This window comes from Cutibacterium nasicola (assembly GCF_052654715.2).
In genome coordinates this window covers 1,339,439-1,356,764 of sequence record NZ_CP199745.2, presented here as the reverse complement: position 1 = coordinate 1,356,764, position 17,326 = coordinate 1,339,439, and the positions used below count along the sequence as shown (strand labels likewise).

The window sequence follows — 17,326 nt, the reverse complement described above, 5'->3', positions numbered from 1 at the left end:
AGCTCCGGCGCAACAGGAGAACAGCGTTGTCAGAACGGCAGAGGTAGGTGCTCAATGGCTGCTTGTGCCTGGTCTTGCTGGGCAGTGACGACTCCCGTCAGCCATGCGACGACCTGGTCTCGGGCGGTCTCGTCGAGAGCTTGGACAACGTCGAGGTATTCGGCACCAGCATTGGCAGCCGCGCCGCAGCGGCGTACAACCTCCGCTGGGGCGGGGGAGTCTACCGCGTTGAGGGACGTGAGGAATGCCTCACCATTCTCGACCAGCTGAGCACGCCCGGCATCGGTCGGCTGAACCTTGCCGATGAGGGACTTGAGCCGCTTGACTCGCTCCTTTCGTGCTGAGGTGAGGTTGTCGAGAGCGCCTTGCCAGACCAGTCCTGAGAGGCGGTCACGGGACATGAAGAGACGACGAATCTGGTGGTACCAGGCTTGTAGAGCAGAAAGGTTGCCCAGATAAGTGACGTTATGAGCGATGATGCGATCGAGCTTGGCGTAGCTGGCCGGGGTCACCGGACGCTGCCTACCGGCGGGCGGAGGAGTGAGGACGAGCTGGTCGTCGTCAGTGATGTCGTCACGAAGGATAGACCCAGCCCCGACCACTGTTCCGAATCCGGTCACCACCGGCCCGACCGTCCCGCCCTGACCGCCGAGGAAGATCGGGTGCTGATTGAGCAACACCCCATGCGGGACGTCACCGAAGAGGGATGCCGTCGTCTTGTCGCCGTCGGGAGTGAAGTTGAAGTGAATATATGAGGAACCGACCTCGGAATGGTTGGAACGCGAGGTGCCACCGGTCATGAGAACGTCGCAGAAATTGATGAGACTGCCCAAGGTGACGAAGGGCATGAGGACGGTCTGTTTGAGGCCGACAGTGTGAGCCCCGCCGGCTTCCTCCTCGAGAATCGTGCCCGCTCGGACGTGGGCTCCCGACCCCATGTTCGAACCAGCCAAGAAGACGGCGTCCTGGGCGAAGCCGCCCTTGAGCTTGACCCCGGTGCCGAGCTGGCAGTCCTGGATCGTCATGGGTGCTTCATCGCCGAGCACACACCCGGCGGAGATGACCGTGCGACGGCCACGAATCCGACATCCGGGGCCAATGACGACACCGTCACCGCTGATGTTGTCGACGTCGACGTCGTCGTCAATGTCGACGGTCAACGGATTGGGGATGCGCACCCCCTTGTCGATGAGCGTGGCCACTTTCTCCAGGCCACGCGGTTGCAGCGCAGGGGAGTTGACGTCCATCGATGGTCCTTTCGGGTGGCGGTTCGTACCGACCAGCGTAGTCAGTCGTGTTGACGGCCGCGGGCCATGACGAGCCAGGCCGCTGCGACGACGAAAGCCATGCCAACCATCTGCACCGGGGTGAGGGTCTGGCCCAGGATGAAGAATCCTGCGGTTGCGGCCACGGCCGGTTCCATACCGGTGAAGACGCCATAGACCGTGGTGTCAATGTGGCGCAGGGCGTACATCTCCAGGCTGTAGGGCAGGGCGGAGGACATCAGGGCTACCACGAGACCAATGAGGAGGTGGCGGGGCTGGACGAGGTCAGCCTCCTGGGCAACGAATCCGATCGGCAGCAGGACGACCGAGTTCAGCGCGATGGCCCACCACAACCCCTCGAGCTTCGACCAACTCGCCCCGACGAGTTGTGCTGACTTGGCGTAGAGGGCCCAGAAGATACCGGCGGTGAAGGCCAGCAGGAGGCCGAGAATGCTGATGCTGGCCCAATCGGCATTGAGGGCCCCGGAGACCCCGACGACACCGCCCAGAGCGAGCAGGATCGCCAACCAGTCACGCACTGAGTGGCTTCCCAGGGCGGCCATCCCCAGTGGCCCGAGGAACTCGACGGTCACTGCCACACCCAGCGGCAATCGCTCCAGGGAGAAGTAGAAGGCGGTGTTTAAGCCGCCCAGGGCGATGACCAGAGCCAGCACCCTCATCCAGTCGTCGCGGGTGTGGTCGTGTAGATGAGGTCTGACGACAGGGGCCATGAGAAGGGCGGCCAGCGACATTCGCAACGCAACGGTTCCCAGCGGTCCCACCTGAGGGATGAGGGTGGCAGCCAAAGCTCCCCCGATTTGAACTGAGAGGACAGCTCCTAACATGAAAAGAACTCCGCGCACGGGGCCCACCATAGTGGCGCACCTGCCACGATCATGGCGCTGCTGTCGGCTCGTCGCGCCCTGGAGGGTCTGGATCGATGCCCCACACTCGGTGTATCGGTTCTGTGGCTGACCTCAGCGCGGCACCACCAGGGCGAATCCTGACAGGGTTAGGTCAGAAAATGCACCTCCGGAGCGTTCGTGGGCTTCCTTGGCTGCTGATGAGTCCACTTCTTTGATCATGGCTCCGGTTTCCAGATCGTAAAGGCGGATGGTGGGGGTGTCGGTGGAGGTGTCGATCACTCCGACGGTTTTGCCTTGGATTCGAGGTGGTTTTCCCTGGTCTGTGGCCAGGTGGGTGTTCACGATGAGGCGGGATTTTCCAGTGGTCAGGTCAGTGGCCACGACCTGTCCGGACAGGAGGGTCCAGATGAATTCATGTCCCATGATGACCGCGTCTGAGCCGCCACCGCTGCTGTCTTCACGGACTCCTCCGCCGTCGATCGTATTGAGGGGTTTTCCGTGTTCATCGGTGATCGGGATTTGCCGGGCTGATCCTGTTTTCAGGTTGAAGAATGCCAGGGTGGTTTGAGGATATGTCGCCTTCTTGTTCCATGATGTTGCCCCCAGTCGCACGACGAGTTCCCCGCCGCGACATGTGAGGCCGCTTTCGGGGTGCAAACCCCACTCTGTTGTCAGAAAGGGTCCTAAGTCTATTGTCTTGCGGTGTTGTTGGTCGATGCGGAATAGTTGCACTCTCGTGGGATCTCGGTTCGTGTCCCACGCCATCCCGTAGATTTGATTGTTGCACATGGCAAGGTCGGAAACCCAGTGTGGTATGTGCATTGATGTGCCATCGGTGAATTCGAGGAGGAATGTGTATTTGTCGGGATTTGATGGATCGTCACCCCAATTTGACAAGAATGCGAATTCTCCGTCTCTGAGGGGATAAGGCTGGGTGAAGGCTGAATCCGATACGTAAGGATCTGTCCGGGGTATGATCCTGGTTCCTGATTTCCCTATGACGTACATGTTGGAGAAGTCGATGAAGGCAACGTTCCCGTCAGTATCGGAGCCGACGCTAGTGTATCGGGGTGCGTTGTCCAGTTTTTTGACTGCATGGGTGGTGTCGCCGTCGAGGGACAAGAGCCCCGGACGATTGAAGATGGGGTCATCTGGTTGGCTCCAAGCTGTCGCGATCCTGACATCGGCGGGAAGCGTATCGGTTTCACCGATGGGCGTCGTCTGGACCGTTGCGCAGGCGGTGGTCGTGATGACACAGATCACCGCCACCATGAAGGTCGCAAGCCTCGTGCGCTTGCGACCTTCATGTGCTGATTTCATGATGGTTGATGCGGTTTTCATCTTCAGTAATGCACGAGATAATGACTGTCTCGAATGTCATCAGGGTAAACACCTGGTCCGCCATCGGAATCAAGGTCATATCCGGAGGTCTTGTATGCTGCCCACACGAACTGGGAACAATTGTAATGGGAGTCCTCAACCTTCTTATTGTTCCAGAATTCTTTCTTGTATGGTCTACCGAGGTGGGCATATGCCCAGGTCTTTGCGTTTTCTCGCGCCGACCAGGGTATGCCTTTGAGGCCATATCGCCCCCAATTGCGAGATACACATTTCGATCTTGCGTAAATCGTTCGAGTAGTTTTCCTTAATCCGGGGGCTTCCGCGAGGCGATTAGGATCGGCGTACAGAGCAACATGATTCCACGTCGATATGCCAGCAGGTCCGGCAGCTGTCCACATGATGTCACCACGATGCTTGGCCTCAAGAGGATGGGCGGGGCAGTCTTCGGAACCGCTCGATGACGATCTCGTCGCGAAGCCGCCGAAACCCGACTCGCGGGCTTCGCGAGTGACTTCTGCAACGAGGAACTCAGCAGTCTGTTCCGGTGACTCGTTGCGTTGACCAGCCAAGGACTCAACGCCTTTGATCACATCCGTTCTCGTCGATTCAGGCGTGAACCGCATCAACGTGTCGATGTCACTATCCCACGCAGTCGCATGTACTGGTGCTACGGAGGTCGTCGCGGTGAGCAATGCGCCGACGACGGCCATCCCCAGAGTATGAACAGCTTTCATGGGTATCTTTCCTTCTCGGAGGTGAGCCACATTGCTCACAGCGTAGCTACACGCTAGCAACAGGCCCGTACCGGAGAAGGGCAGGGTAGGGTATTGGTCCCCTCTGGTTCGGCGTACCTGGGTTGGACTCGCCAATACAATGGCGCCCATGTCATTCGGCTTCGAGGTCACCTCACGTCTTGACGACGCCTGCGGGCGCACCGGCATCATCCACACACCACACGGCTCCGTCGAGACCCCGGCCTTCGTTGTCGTCGGGACCAAGGCGACCGTCAAGTCCCTGCTACCTGAATCCGTGGCGGCACTGGGGGCTCAGGCCGTGCTGGCCAACGCCTACCACCTTTTCCTGCAGCCAGGACCAGAACTTGTCGATGAGGCCGGAGGACTGGGCCAGTTCATGAACTGGAGCGGCCCTACTTTCACCGATTCCGGTGGCTTCCAGGTGCTCAGCCTCGGCGCCGGGTTCAAGAAGACTCTGGCGATGGACATCTCCGAGCTGACCGAGGATGACGTCATGGCTGCCGACGCCGACCGTAAGGCCATGGTCGACGAGAACGGCGTCACCTTCCGCAGCCCCCTCAACGGTGACCTTCATCGCTTCACCCCTGAGGTGTCGATGGGGATTCAGCACTGTCTCGGTGCGGACATCATGTTCGCCTTCGACGAGCTGACCACGCTCATGAACACCCGCTCCTACCAGGAGGAGGCGTTGGAGCGTACGCGACGGTGGGCCGAACGCTGCCTGGCCGAGCATCGTCGCCTCACCGAGGCCCGGGTCGGCAAGCCCTACCAAGCCCTCTTCGGGGTCGTCCAGGGTGCTCAGTACGAGGACCTGCGCCGCAAGGCCTGCCGGGATCTGTCGCAGATGGAGATTGACGGCCAGCGATTCGACGGCTTTGGCCTGGGAGGTGCCATCGAGAAGGTCAATCTTGGGCGGATCGTCACCTGGTGTGCCGAGGAACTGCCGGAAGATCGTCCCCGTCACCTGCTGGGCATCTCCGAGCCTGACGACCTCTTCGCCGCCTGCCGTGCGGGTGTCGACACCTTCGACTGCGTCAACCCCTCCCGGGTGGCCCGCAACGCCGCCATCTACACCGTCGATGGGCGCTACAACGTCAACACCGCCCGATTCCGGCGTGACTTCGGTCCGTTGGAGGAGGGCTGTGACTGCTACACCTGCACCCATTACTCCCGTGCCTACCTCCACCACCTGTTCAAGGCGAGGGAGATGCTAGCCAACACCCTGGCGACGATCCACAACGAACGCTGGACGGTTCGGCTCGTCGATCAGATTCGCGCTGCCATGCGGCATGGAGAGCTCGACGCTCTCGAGACCGATTTCATGGGTCGTTGGAATATCAACGGTGGAAGGTTGGTCAAGGCCAACTGATATGCCTGTTCTCCCTCATCCTCGGCCTCGCGACGGAAGAGACTGAAGGCGCCACTCGTGACGCTCGCGAACGCGAGAGTCGATCGTGGCCTTCGTGGCGATGGACGCCCTTGACGTCGATGACGACGTCGAGGTGGGGTCACTGATAATGGTCGGTCGATTCGATCGGCTCCCTCGACCAGGGTGATGATCGACGGGATGCCCGAGCGGGTCGAGGTCCTGGGCGGCACCATCGCCCTCGTCGAATTCCGTGGTTCCACTCAGATCGACCGTCTCCTCGAGATCATCGTCACCGAGCCGATGAACCGTGGCGGACTGATCAAGCTGGACCATCTTCGCTCGAGCTTGAGCGAGATCTACCGAGAGGTGTCCCAGTGGGACCTGGCCGTCAGCGAGGTAATGGACAAGATCGAGGTGGTTCGGGCTGCCGATGAGGCCGAGGCCGATCGCAAGTTTCAGGGTGACGGCTGGTCTTCATTCCGCTGCGCATGCTCGGTCATCGCGCGCGGCGGTGGCCCTTGTCCTCATGGCGTTCTCCGTGCTCGCAGGAGAAAGGATCTATCGACACTCGATCTTGCGGACGAACGGCCGGGTCAGCGTCGAGAACGCTTGGAGGCCGAACGAATTCGTGGCGCGACGTTCGAAGGTGCTGGTGTACGGGACTGTCAGCGAAATCTGCCAAAAATCGGCCCGACACCATGATGGCAACGTCACCATCGGCGTTTATTGGCAGATTTCGCCGGTATTTCGAGGCACAGCGTCAGTGCTGAGCTGCTGCCAGCCTCTCCTGGTAGGTCGGCTCACGCTTCTTGATCCACGCGATGATGCGAGTCGTGATCGGGATGCAGGCGTACTCAACGAGGGTCTTCCACAAGAATCCGAAGAAGGCGTAGTTACACCACTGGCCGAAGCTGGTGATTCCGACGACTGGTGCCGCGATGGCGCAGAAGATGACGGTGTCGACGGCCTCACCAGCGCCGGTGGACCCCATCAGTCGACCGACCAGGCCGCGCTCCAACCACTTGGCCTTGAGACGAACCATGATGACCGAATTCGTGAACTGCCCGGCGAGGAATCCGCACGCACCGGCCAGCACCATCTGCCACAGCGGTCCCAGCGACATCTCGAGGGCGGCGTCATGAGCCACAGAGTAGGGATCGGTGAACCCCGGAAGGGCAATGATCGCCCAGAAGCACAGCACCGAGAGGATTGCACATATGAACCCCATGACGATGGCCCGGCGAGCAGCCTTGATCCCGTAGATCTCAGTGGTGATGTCTCCCATGACGTAGGCGAGCGGGAAGAGGAAGAACCCGCCGTCGGTGGTGATGGGGCCGAGCTGGACTCCCTTCGATCCGCCGATGTTCGACAGGATGACCACGACACACATGAGGGTTAGAAGGATGTCGTAGTGCCCAGACCCGCGATCGGCATACGTCGGGCGGATGGTGGCAGATGATCTGCGGCTGGAGGAGTCTGATGTCACGGCGAAATGGTATCCGTGTTGAGAAATACCATCGAGGTGACGACCACAACCAAAGGAGGTTTCCGTGACCCTTGCAAGCTCGGAACTCAGCATCAGCCCACAGCGAGATCTTTACCCGCCGATCGAGCCTTATGACACCCGGATGGTCGATGTGGGTGATGGTCAACAGCTTTACGTCGAGCAGTATGGCAACCCCAATGGCAAGCCGGTGGTCTTCCTGCATGGTGGCCCTGGCGGCGGTGGCGGTGTCGAGCGCCGTCGTTTCTTCGACCCCGAGGCCTACCGCATCGTCGTCCTCGACCAACGCGGTTGCGGTCTGTCGACCCCGCACATTGCCAAGGCTCGCACTCCGGAGGAGATGACCACCAACACCACCTGGAAGCTCGTCGAGGATCTCGAGACCATCCGGGAGCTACTCGGCATCGAGCGCTGGCAGGTCTTCGGCGGGTCCTGGGGATCATGTCTGTCCCTGGCCTACGCCGAGAGTCATCCCGAGCGGGTGACCGAACTCGTGCTGCGCGGCATCTTCACTCTGCGCGAGCAAGAGCTGAACTGGTACTACAACTTCGGTGCTTCCGAGGTCTTCCCTGAGCTGTGGGAGAAGTTCTGCGAGCCGCTGCGTCGAGCCGGGCATGACTTCTCCCGCGACAACATCGCCGCCTACTACGACCTGCTCTGGGACGACGACCCCGATGTCCACGGTCCTGCGGCCGTGGCCTGGACGACCTGGGAGGGAGCGACCACCTCGCTTTCCTTCGACCCATCCCACGTCAAGGAGTTCTCCGATCCGGAGTTCGCGCTGGCCTTCGCCCGCATCGAGAACCACTACTTCGTCAATCACGGGTTCATGGTGGAAGGACAGCTGTTGCGTGATGCCCACAAGCTTGCCGGCATCCCGACGATCATCGTCCAGGGCCGCTACGACATGTGCTGCCCAGACGTCACCGCCCTCTGTCTGTCCAAGGTGCTGCCGAGCGCCGATCTGCGCATCGTGCTGGCTGGTCACTCGGCCTTCGAGCCGCTCGTCGCCTCCGAGCTGGTGAAGGCCACCGATCAGTTTCGCGGCTGAGGTCTGGATCTCGGAGGGCCGGCGTCGAGAGGTGTCGGCCCTCTTCCGCGTCCGAGGACGTCGACCAGTGCGGTCGTGCGGGAGGACAAGGGTGACACCACCCATTCTGAGACCGTCACAGCCCTGGAATCCTGCCAAGACGCTCGATCCATTCGCACCACGTAGCGCTCCTGGGCCTGTCCCGGGACTGATCACCCGCGGAAGCAGGGGACCGTCTCCAATTCCCCGGGCCAACCCCACTCCTGGACGGCCAGATCAGCTGCCCGGCGGCACAGGGACGCCAACTCCGGCGTCCTTCCAGGGTGTTCGGCGACCCATCGCCACCGCGAGACCAGACGTTGACGCCCAGTGCCGAATCGTCCGGAAACCTCTCGACGTTGCAATGGACCCACGGACAACTCGGTGGTTTGAAGGGTGGCTGCAGTTGCAGCGAGGGCGACCATGTCATCACTGACCTCGGGTCCGATTTCCACGTACCCGGCCAGGGCAGCTTCTCGGAAGGCCCTATTCACCTGCCCGGAGTCGTCACAACTGACCCACGGTACCTGCAGATGAGCCACGTCGACTGCGGGGTGATGGACGCTGCTGGCCTCGAAGTCGATGAAGGTGGCGTCACCCCCATCCGCGGGAATGACGACGTTTCCCGGACACGGATCAGCCTGGGTGAGGACGGCGTCATCCCCGCCTGCGAGCTCGGCGAACAGTCTGACCTCGGCAGACGCCTCCGGGCTGAGCATCTCGTCGTCCAACAGCTCAGCGAGCCTAACCGCCCCGCGCCCCGATAGCCGAGGGGAGGCCGGGCCACCTGCGGACAGCGTTTCCGGATCGGCCTTCCTGATGAGCTGTCGGAAGGTCGCCACATCGGCGTGGCGCATCGTCGCCCCCAGACCGCGTCCCCATGCGCGGCCCGCCTCCATAGCGGCATCAGGATCAGACCCGGACAGCACGTCGCCGAGAGTTCGCACCGCTGCGAGATCTGCCATGACGATGACTCCAAGATCCAGGTCAGCGGCCAGCAGCCGTGGCGCCTCGGGGATCGTCGCCAGTCCAGCCCATTCCCGCACGATCCCGAAACCGCCGGAGTTGTGGGCCATGGCTTTGGAGCGAAAACACTTGGCAATGACGGTGTGGGCTCCCTCGCTGGCCACGGTGGAACCGTCCACCCAGCACCGAGCGACGCTGGTGCGCACCCCGTCGCGCAAGACCTCGTCAAGGGACAACTCCGTGCCCAGGACGAACGCGGCGTCGTCGAGCCAGCCCAGTCCCATCTCCACCTCCTGGCTACCGCGGCGATCAATACAGTCGTTGGCTACGTCTACAGTGAGAGAGTACACATTCACGTCATAGCGGAGAGAGCCCTGACCACCACCTTGCACCCCCACAACACCGATACCGGCAAACACGGCCCAGCGCGCCGAGTCGTGACGGTGCCGGCATCGATTCCCATGGTCACGCTGGTCGGTCCCAACGACGAGTTTCTCAAGCATCTCGAGGATGCCCTCGGTGCCGACATCCTGGTGCGAGGCAACGAGATTCACCTCGCCGGGCATCCCGCCGATCTTGCCGACGCCAACGACATCCTCACGGAGATGACCACCATCATCCGTACTGGGCAGGGGCTGTCGGTCGACGACGTCGACCGGATCGTCGCGATGACCCGCAACGGAGAGGGGCCAGCCGAAATCATGACGGCTGACATCCTCAGCAATCGTGGCAAGACGGTTCGTCCGAAGACCCTCAACCAGAAGCACTATGTCGACGCCATTGACGCCAACACCGTCACCTTTGGCATAGGCCCCGCTGGTACAGGCAAGACCTACCTGGCGATGGCCAAGGCGGTTCAGGCCCTGCAGACCAAGCAAGTGAGCCGGATCATCCTCACCCGTCCGGCCGTGGAGGCGGGGGAGAAGATCGGCTTCCTCCCGGGCACACTGTCCGAAAAGATCGACCCATACCTGCGCCCGCTCTATGACGCGCTGCGTGACATGGTCGATCCGGACTCCATCCCGCGTCTCATCGGCGCCGGAACCGTCGAGGTGGCGCCGCTGGCCTACATGCGTGGTCGCACCCTCAACGATGCCTTCGTCATCCTTGACGAGGCCCAGAACACCTCACCGCAACAGATGAAAATGTTCCTCACCCGTCTGGGGTTCGGCTCCAAGATTGTCGTCACCGGTGACATCACCCAGGTCGACCTTCCCGGCGGGGTGAACTCCGGTCTGCGAGTGGTGCAGGGCATCCTCGACGGCATCGACGACATCGCCTTCTGCAACCTCACCAGCCGTGACGTTGTCCGCCATCGCCTCGTCAGCAAGATCGTTGCCGCCTACGACCGTTACGACACCGTAGTCGAGCCACACGGCCCCAGAAACCCGCGCAAGAACAGGAAGACCCGATGATCGACATCACCAATGAGTCCGGCTCCCCGGCCGATGAGGAGGGGCTGGTCGGACTGGCGACCTTCGCCCTGGATCGGCTTCGCATCCATCCGTCCTCGGAGCTGTCGATCATCCTTGTCGACGAGGACACGATGGAGGCCTACCACGAAAGGTTCATGGGCCTGCCCGGGCCGACCGACGTGCTGAGTTTTCCCATGGACGAGATGCGCGCTCCCGGCGACGACGAGGATGCGCCGTCCGGTCTGCTCGGCGACATCGTTCTGTGCCCGAGCGTCACCGCTCGTCAGGCTGCCGAGAATGGCCGTACCCCTGACGGCGAGGCGGAATACCTCCTCATTCACGGTTTGCTTCATCTGCTCGGCCACGACCACGCCGAGCCAGAGGAGAAGCGCATCATGTTCGGGCTCAACGACGAGATCATCGCCGCATGGGACGATCATCGAGGTCAGGCAGGTCAGCGGTGACGCAGCAGGAGTGGGTCGTTCTGGCGATCGCCTTCATCTTCACAGTGTTGGCAAGCCTCAACGTGGCCATGGAGACGGCCCTTCAGCACATGTCCCATTCCAAGGCCGAGGAGTTGGCCGCCGACGGGCGGAAGCCCCATCTGCGGGTGCAGGACATGGTGGCCGATCCAGCTCCCTTCATCAACACCGCGATGCTGGTGAGAGTCCTGTCCGAGGTGACTGCGACGGCTCTCGTTGCGCTCCTCATCTTCGGTCATTTCGATCTGCCCTGGCAGCAGGTACTCGTCGTCGTGGCCATCATGGTTTTCGTCGATTTCCTGGCCTGGGGAGTGGCCCCACGTACCCTGGGTCGCCAGCATGACACCGCGATCTGCACCTTCTGGTCGCGTCCGTGGGGTGTGGTGGCGCAGGTCCTGGGCCCGATCGCGGCCCTGCTCATCCTCATCGGCAATGCGCTGACCCCTGGCAAGGGATACGCCGAAGGCCCGTTCACCTCCGAGGCCGAGCTGCGTGAGATGGTCGACTACGCCGAGGCCTCCGACCTCATCGAGGCCGACGAGCGCGAGATGATCCACTCGGTCTTCGAACTGGGCGACACCCTCGCCAAGGAGGTCATGGTCCCGCGTACTGACGTCGTCTTCATCCCGCAGTCCAAGAACCTGCGTCAGGCCATGTCCCTGGCTCTGCGTTCCGGATTCTCCCGAGTGCCGGTCATTGGTGAGAGCCTCGACGACGTTCGGGGCGTCGTCTACCTCAAGGACCTCTCCCGTCGAGTTCTTGACAACCCGGAGGGCTACGCGTCCGAGACCGTCGAGTCGATCATGCGTCCCGCAGTCGTCGTTCCCGATTCCAAACCGGTCGACGAGGCGCTGCGCGAGATGCAGCGCGACCGTAACCATCTCGTCGTCGTCGTCGACGAGTTCGGTGGTACCGCGGGCCTGGTGACGATCGAGGACATCGTCGAGGAGATCGTCGGCGAGATCGTTGACGAGTACGACGCCGAACCAGCCCTCACCGAGGAGATCGAGGACGGAGTCTTCCGAATCTCCTCCCGACTACCGGTTGACGACCTGGGCGAGCTGTTCGACCTCAAGCTTGACGATGATGATGTCGAGACCGTCGGTGGCTTGATGGCCAAGGAATTGTCCGTCGTCCCGATCCCCGGATCTGTCATCATCTGGGAGGGGCTCGAGATCACTGCCGAGAAGGCGACCGGTCGACGTCACCAGGTGGACACCTGCCTGGTGAAGCGGGCCCCCGAGGAAACTCCAGAGGAGGAGGACGACGATGAGTGACGACGAGATGCCCTCGCTGGCCGATCTCATGGACAGCGACGACGAGGAGATCTCCGACGTCGACTACGTGGCAGCCCGGGTGGCCGAGTCCACCCGGGCCGGGTTCCACTCCGGGTTCGTGTGCTTCGTCGGACGTCCGAATGCAGGCAAGTCGACCCTGACGAATGCTCTGGTCGGCTCGAAGATTGCGATTGCTTCCTCGAAGCCGCAGACGACTCGTCACGTCATCCGTGGCGTCGTCACCGACGAGGACTCCCAGATCGTCGTCATCGACACCCCCGGACTCCACAAGCCGCGCACTCTGTTGGGGCAGCGGCTCAACGACCTCGTCTTCGACACCTGGACCCAGGTCGACGTCATCGGCGTGTGCCTGCCCTCCAATCAGCGGGTCGGGCCGGGAGACACCTACCTCGTCAAGCAGATCGCTGACCTTCCCAGGAAGCCCGCACTCATCGCCCTGGCGACGAAGTCGGACCTGGTCTCCTCGGCGCGGATGGCTGAGCACCTCACCGCCATCGACAAGCTGCAGGAGGAGGTCGGCATCGAGTTCGCCGAGATCATCCCCTGCTCGGCGGTCTCCGGTGAGCAGGTCGACGAGGTCCACGACGTCATCGCCTCCCTGCTACCCGAGGGACCCGCCTACTACCCGGACGGCGAGGTCACCGATGAGCCGACCGAGACCCTCGTTGCCGAACTCATCCGCGAGGCGGCCCTGGAGGGTGTGCGCGAGGAGCTCCCACACTCCCTGGCCGTGGAGATCGTGGAGATGGGACTGCGTGAGGGACGACCGGAGGACCGTCCGCTGCTTGACGTTCACGCCTCCCTCATCGTCGAACGTGACTCCCAGAAGGGAATCATGATCGGCCACCACGGATCCCACATCAAGGAGGTCGGCACCCAGGCCAGGCAGCAGATCTCTGCTCTGCTGGGCACGCCGATCCACTTGGACCTTCAAGTCAAGGTGCTGCCGAACTGGCAGTCCGACCCCAGGTATCTCAATCGACTGGGATTCTGAGGTCTGGGGCCGATGACGGTCTCACATTGCTGAGGCCGTCACCTCACCGCCGGCGATCGGCAGGTCGTTGGTCAGCCCTGCCAGTTCCTCCCCGGGCAGGTCGAGGGGTTACGGTCCCTTCGACGGCTACCCTCACGGGACCCCATGGATCGACGTCGGAGAGCGGGGTCTGGACGTCGAAGCTGGCCTTCTCACGGAAGAATCCCTCACCGTGGACGCCAAGTTTGCGCATCGCCGCAGTATTGCACCACATCGAGTACAGGTCAGCCGAGACGAGGACGACCGCACGGTCGCCGGCCACGGCATCGAGCTGTGGGGCATCCGGGCTCGAGCCCCATACCGAGGACCGGAAGCCAAACCCGTGCGGGATGGGCTCGGTACTGTCCGCCTCCGAGGAATCAGCGGCACCCTGTCAGGCTTTCGGGCCGGCGGCGGTCGATGTCACGCTTCGGACGGATTTGAGAAGGATACCGTGGCTTCGCGACGGCGGTGTACCCTCAGATCCATGTCGCGGTCGCGCGCGTTCCTGCTTGTGTGCCGCAGCGAGGCCCGTTGAAAGGGTGGCCTCCTCGCTGCGGGTGATCGGGCTGCCCGAGAAGTCACACACTTTCGGAGAGACCACTACTGATGACGCGAATTCAGCCCCGCCCGTGCCAGCTGACCAGCCCCATGCCCATCGGTCGCTACAAGCCCTTCGTCCCACAGAAGCTGTCTGAACGCACCTGGCCCGACAAGACTCTCGACCACGCTCCGCGCTGGCTGTCCACCGATCTGCGTGACGGCAACCAGGCACTCATCGACCCCATGACGCCAGCCCGCAAGATGAGGATGTTCGAGCTGCTCGTCGAGATGGGCTACAAGGAGATCGAGATCGGTTTCCCCTCAGCCTCCCAGACCGACTTCGACTTCGTCCGTGAGGTCATCGGGTCAGGCATCGTTCCTGACGACGTCACCATCTCTGTCCTGACCCAGGCTCGCGAGGACCTCATCGAACGCACCGCGCAGAGCTTGGTCGGCGCTCACCGCGCCACCATCCACATGTACAACGCGGTCGCCGAACTCTTCCGTCGCGTCGTGTTCAAGATCGACGAGAAGCAGTGCATCGACCTGGCCCACCGCGGCACCGAGTGGGTCGTCAGGTACGCCGAGAAGTACCTGGATGACGTCGAGTTCGGGTACGAGTACTCCCCGGAGATCTTCAGCCAGACTCCCACCGACTTCGCGATCGAGGTCTGCCATTCCGTCATGGACGTCTGGCAGCCCGGTCCAGACCGCGAGATCATCCTCAATCTGCCGGCCACCGTCGAGATGAGCACCCCGAACACCTACGCCGACCAGATCGAGTACTTCTGCCGCAACATCCGCGGTCGCGAGAACGTCTGTGTCTCCGTGCACCCGCACAATGACCGTGGCACCGCTGTCGCGGCCGCCGAGTTCGCTCAGATGGCCGGTGCCGATCGCGTTGAGGGCTGCCTCTTTGGCCACGGTGAGCGCACCGGCAACGTCGACCTGGTCACCTTGGGCATGAACCTCGTCAGCCAGGGAGCTGACGCTGGCATTGATTTCTCCGACATGCCGAAGATCCGCCGCACCGTCGAGTACTGCACCGGTCTGCCGGTTCCAGCTCGCCAGCCCTATTCTGGCGATCTGGTCTTCACCGCGTTCTCCGGCTCCCACCAGGACGCCATCAAGAAGGGGCTGGAAGACTTGACCCTTCGCGCCGAGGAGAAGGGCATTGACGTCAACGAGACCGCCTGGGAGGCCCCGTACTTGCCTGTCGACCCGCATGATGTGGGCCGCAGCTACGAGGCCGTCATCCGCGTCAACAGCCAGTCCGGCAAGGGTGGCATGGCCTACCTCATGAAGACCGAGCACCAGGTTGACCTGCCGCGTCGTCTGCAGATCGAGTTCTCCCGCGCGGTGCAGAACTACACCGACGACCAGGCCCGCGAGATCTCCCACGACGAGATCTGGGACCTGTTCAACCGCGAGTACCTGCAGGTGCCCGGTATCGAGCTGGTCAGCCGTACGACCTCAACGGAGTCCGGCACGTACCAGCTCACCGCCAACCTGCGAAACAATGACGAGGACACCCAGGTCCATGGTGAGGGCAACGGTGCGGTCTCGGCATTCATCGACGCCCTGGCCTCCCTCGACGTCGCCGTCCAGGTGCTCGACTACTCCGAGCACGCCATGACCTCTGGCGGCACCGCGAAGGCAGCCGCCTACGTTGAGTGCGAGATCGGAGACGGCGAGACCTCGCAGATCCTCTGGGGTGTCGGAGTCGATCCCGACATCACTCAGGCGTCTTTGAAGGCTGTTGTCAGTGCGGTGAATCGTTCCCGGCGCTGACTCGGACCGGGCACCAGAAGATCAGGCGGTGGGGCTGACCTCGTTGGGGATGGCCCCACCGAATCTGCGGTCCCGCTTGGCGTACTCGAGGATGGCGTCCCACAGGTCTCGACGGTCAACGTCGGGCCACAACACGTCCGAGAACACCATTTCGGCATAGGCCGACTGCCACAGCAGGAAATTCGAGGTCCGCTGCTCTCCTGACGTGCGCCAGAACAGGTCGACGTCGGGAATCTCCGGCTCGTCGAGGTGGGTGCGGAAAGTCTTCTCCGTGATGTGGCCCGGGTCGGTCCTGCCCTCAGCCGCAAGCCTGGCGATGTCGCGCACCGCGTCGATGATCTCGGCACGACCGCCGTAGTTCACGCAGAACTGCAGCGTCAGGACGGTGTTGCCAGCTGACTGCTCCTCAGCCGACTCCAACTCCTTGATGACCGACTTCCACAGCTTGGGGCGGCGTCCTGCCCAGCGGATACGCACCCCCATCGCGTCGAGTTGGTCGCGACGGCGATGGATGACGTCGCGGTTGAATCCCATCAGCCAACGCACTTCGTCGGGGGAGCGCTTCCAGTTCTCGGTGGAGAAGGCGTAGGCGCTCAGATACGGGATACCCATCTCGATGGCCCCCTCTATGACGTCGAACAGAGCGTCCTCGCCACGGGCATGCCCCTCGGTTCGCTTGAGGCCGCGCTGCTTGGCCCACCGCCCGTTGCCGTCCATGACGATGGCGACATGTCGGGGGATGAGCTCCGGAGGCAGTTCCGGAGGACGGGCTCCGGACGGATGCGGCAGCGGGCTGCGCTTCGGGGGGCGCGGTGTGGTGTGAGCCATGGGTTACAGCGTAGTGGCGTTGCGCTCGTCAGGGATCCGACAGTCTTGGTACAGCCGACGTCCCAAGTGGCACAGGCAGGCCAGCAGCTGCTGGCAAGCGTGCTTCGACCCTCACAGGGTCGTCCAGACGATGATGATTCCCGAGCCGAGGCAGGCGATGACTGAGGCAACGCTGGTCCAATGGCTGATGCGTTCTCGAGTTCGTCCGGAGATACCCGAAGAATTGGGTCGCAGACGATCGACAATGACCGGCAGCCATGCCGGAACGAGGACGATCCACCACGAGACGATGAAGGTCAGGATGCGCACGATGAGTGGCAGGTCGGCTGTTCCGATGCGTTGGCTTGACGAGATGAACAGTGGGATCGTGGTGAAGTTCGTGGCCATGCCGAGAGCACCCCAGGTGAACATGCCGTGTGCGCCTGTGGATCGTGGACCTGACGATGTCTTGCGTCGGAATTCCTGGACTCGATGGGATCCCCATTTCTTCCACGCCAGATAGCAGCCGAAGAGGAAGAGCAGAATACCCAGTACGCGGTCGACCGCGTGGGAGGCCAGCTGACGGGACGCGAAATCTGTGGCGGCACTTCCGAGCAAGCCAAAGCTCGTGATGCCAATGGCGCCGAGCACCAACCCCGCCCCGGACACGAAGGCCCAGCCATGGTTCTGTTTCTGGCCATGCACGGCGGCGCTGGCATTGAGGATCATGACCGGACTGACGGCTGCCACAAGCACCAAGTACCACACGCTGCCGAGCAGTGCGACAAAGGTGTCCATGGGGCTTCTCCTGGTGTGGGGTTCTCGACAACGGTACTGGGTGGG

Annotated in this window: 15 protein-coding genes and 3 pseudogenes; 9 read left to right on the top strand and 9 right to left on the bottom strand. The window is 62.4% G+C overall.

What is annotated here, in order from left to right; genetic code table 11:
* Positions 1–29 precede the first annotated feature (29 nt).
* From ACUCCZ_RS06300 to ACUCCZ_RS06285, 4 genes are all read right to left on the bottom strand, one after another.
* Complete coding sequence (locus ACUCCZ_RS06300) at positions 30–1,247, bottom strand: UDP-N-acetylglucosamine pyrophosphorylase (protein WP_435916735.1); 1,218 nt, start codon at positions 1,245–1,247, stop codon at positions 30–32.
* A gap of 41 nt (positions 1,248–1,288) precedes the next feature.
* The gene (locus ACUCCZ_RS06295; RefSeq protein ID WP_435916734.1) at positions 1,289–2,140 is read right to left on the bottom strand and encodes an EamA family transporter; all 852 of its coding nucleotides are present in this window, start codon (positions 2,138–2,140) and stop codon (positions 1,289–1,291) included.
* A 102-nt stretch (positions 2,141–2,242) separates the two neighbouring features.
* The gene (locus tag ACUCCZ_RS06290) at positions 2,243–3,472 is read right to left on the bottom strand and encodes a hypothetical protein (protein ID WP_435916733.1); all 1,230 of its coding nucleotides are present in this window, start codon (positions 3,470–3,472) and stop codon (positions 2,243–2,245) included.
* A gap of 2 nt (positions 3,473–3,474) precedes the next feature.
* A complete protein-coding gene (locus ACUCCZ_RS06285) occupies positions 3,475–4,206 on the bottom strand; it encodes a hypothetical protein (RefSeq protein WP_435916732.1) in 732 nt (243 codons plus the stop codon).
* Positions 4,207–4,354: 148 nt separating this feature from the next.
* Between ACUCCZ_RS06285 and tgt the strand changes: the two genes are divergently transcribed.
* From tgt to ACUCCZ_RS06270, 3 genes and pseudogenes are all read left to right on the top strand, one after another.
* On the top strand, positions 4,355–5,596 hold the full coding sequence (tgt, locus tag ACUCCZ_RS06280) for a tRNA guanosine(34) transglycosylase Tgt (RefSeq protein WP_435916731.1): 1,242 nt from the start codon (positions 4,355–4,357) through the stop codon (positions 5,594–5,596).
* A gap of 118 nt (positions 5,597–5,714) precedes the next feature.
* Positions 5,715–5,830: pseudogene (locus ACUCCZ_RS06275) on the top strand (sensor histidine kinase); the annotation flags it as partial.
* Between the two features lie 233 nt (positions 5,831–6,063).
* Positions 6,064–6,230: pseudogene (locus tag ACUCCZ_RS06270) on the top strand (ABC transporter permease); the annotation flags it as partial.
* Positions 6,231–6,356: 126 nt separating this feature from the next.
* On the opposite strand, the gene ACUCCZ_RS06265 reads toward ACUCCZ_RS06270, so the two are convergent.
* A complete protein-coding gene (locus tag ACUCCZ_RS06265; protein ID WP_036976556.1) occupies positions 6,357–7,109 on the bottom strand; it encodes a queuosine precursor transporter in 753 nt (250 codons plus the stop codon).
* Positions 7,110–7,146: 37 nt separating this feature from the next.
* On the opposite strand from ACUCCZ_RS06265, the gene pip reads away from it, so the two are divergent.
* Positions 7,147–8,151, top strand: a complete 1,005-nt coding sequence (gene pip, locus ACUCCZ_RS06260) for a prolyl aminopeptidase (protein WP_435916730.1) — start codon at positions 7,147–7,149, stop codon at positions 8,149–8,151.
* Positions 8,152–8,342: 191 nt separating this feature from the next.
* On the opposite strand, the gene ACUCCZ_RS06255 is transcribed toward pip, so the two are convergent.
* Positions 8,343–9,485, bottom strand: coding sequence for a phosphotransferase family protein (locus tag ACUCCZ_RS06255; RefSeq protein ID WP_435916729.1), 1,143 nt, complete (start codon positions 9,483–9,485; stop codon positions 8,343–8,345).
* Between the two features lie 36 nt (positions 9,486–9,521).
* On the opposite strand from ACUCCZ_RS06255, the gene ACUCCZ_RS06250 reads away from it, so the two are divergent.
* The 4 genes from ACUCCZ_RS06250 to era are packed head-to-tail and all read left to right on the top strand — an operon-like array spanning position 9,522 to position 13,324.
* Positions 9,522–10,550 (top strand): PhoH family protein, encoded by a 1,029-nt coding sequence (locus tag ACUCCZ_RS06250; protein ID WP_435916728.1) that lies wholly within the window; start codon positions 9,522–9,524, stop codon positions 10,548–10,550.
* Positions 10,547–11,014 (top strand): rRNA maturation RNase YbeY, encoded by a 468-nt coding sequence (gene ybeY, locus ACUCCZ_RS06245; RefSeq protein WP_435916727.1) that lies wholly within the window; start codon positions 10,547–10,549, stop codon positions 11,012–11,014. The genes ACUCCZ_RS06250 and ybeY overlap by 4 nt, the downstream gene beginning before the upstream one ends.
* A complete protein-coding gene (locus ACUCCZ_RS06240) occupies positions 11,011–12,309 on the top strand; it encodes a hemolysin family protein (protein WP_435917034.1) in 1,299 nt (432 codons plus the stop codon). Before ybeY ends, ACUCCZ_RS06240 begins: the two co-directional genes overlap by 4 nt.
* On the top strand, positions 12,302–13,324 hold the full coding sequence (gene era / locus ACUCCZ_RS06235) for a GTPase Era (RefSeq protein ID WP_435916726.1): 1,023 nt from the start codon (positions 12,302–12,304) through the stop codon (positions 13,322–13,324). The genes ACUCCZ_RS06240 and era overlap by 8 nt, the downstream gene beginning before the upstream one ends.
* Positions 13,325–13,469: 145 nt before the next feature.
* On the opposite strand, the pseudogene ACUCCZ_RS06230 reads toward era, so the two are convergent.
* A pseudogene (locus ACUCCZ_RS06230) lies at positions 13,470–13,706 on the bottom strand (amidohydrolase); the annotation flags it as partial.
* Between the two features lie 245 nt (positions 13,707–13,951).
* Here ACUCCZ_RS06230 and leuA point away from each other — a divergent pair.
* Positions 13,952–15,676: a 2-isopropylmalate synthase gene (leuA, locus tag ACUCCZ_RS06225; protein ID WP_435916725.1), complete on the top strand. Its 1,725-nt coding sequence runs from the start codon at positions 13,952–13,954 to the stop codon at positions 15,674–15,676.
* Positions 15,677–15,697: 21 nt separating this feature from the next.
* Here the strand turns inward: leuA and ACUCCZ_RS06220 are convergent, their stop codons facing one another.
* A complete protein-coding gene (locus ACUCCZ_RS06220) occupies positions 15,698–16,393 on the bottom strand; it encodes an isoprenyl transferase (protein WP_435917033.1) in 696 nt (231 codons plus the stop codon).
* Positions 16,394–16,615: 222 nt separating this feature from the next.
* Positions 16,616–17,281, bottom strand: a complete 666-nt coding sequence (locus tag ACUCCZ_RS06215; protein ID WP_435916724.1) for a hypothetical protein — start codon at positions 17,279–17,281, stop codon at positions 16,616–16,618.
* Positions 17,282–17,326 lie beyond the last annotated feature (45 nt).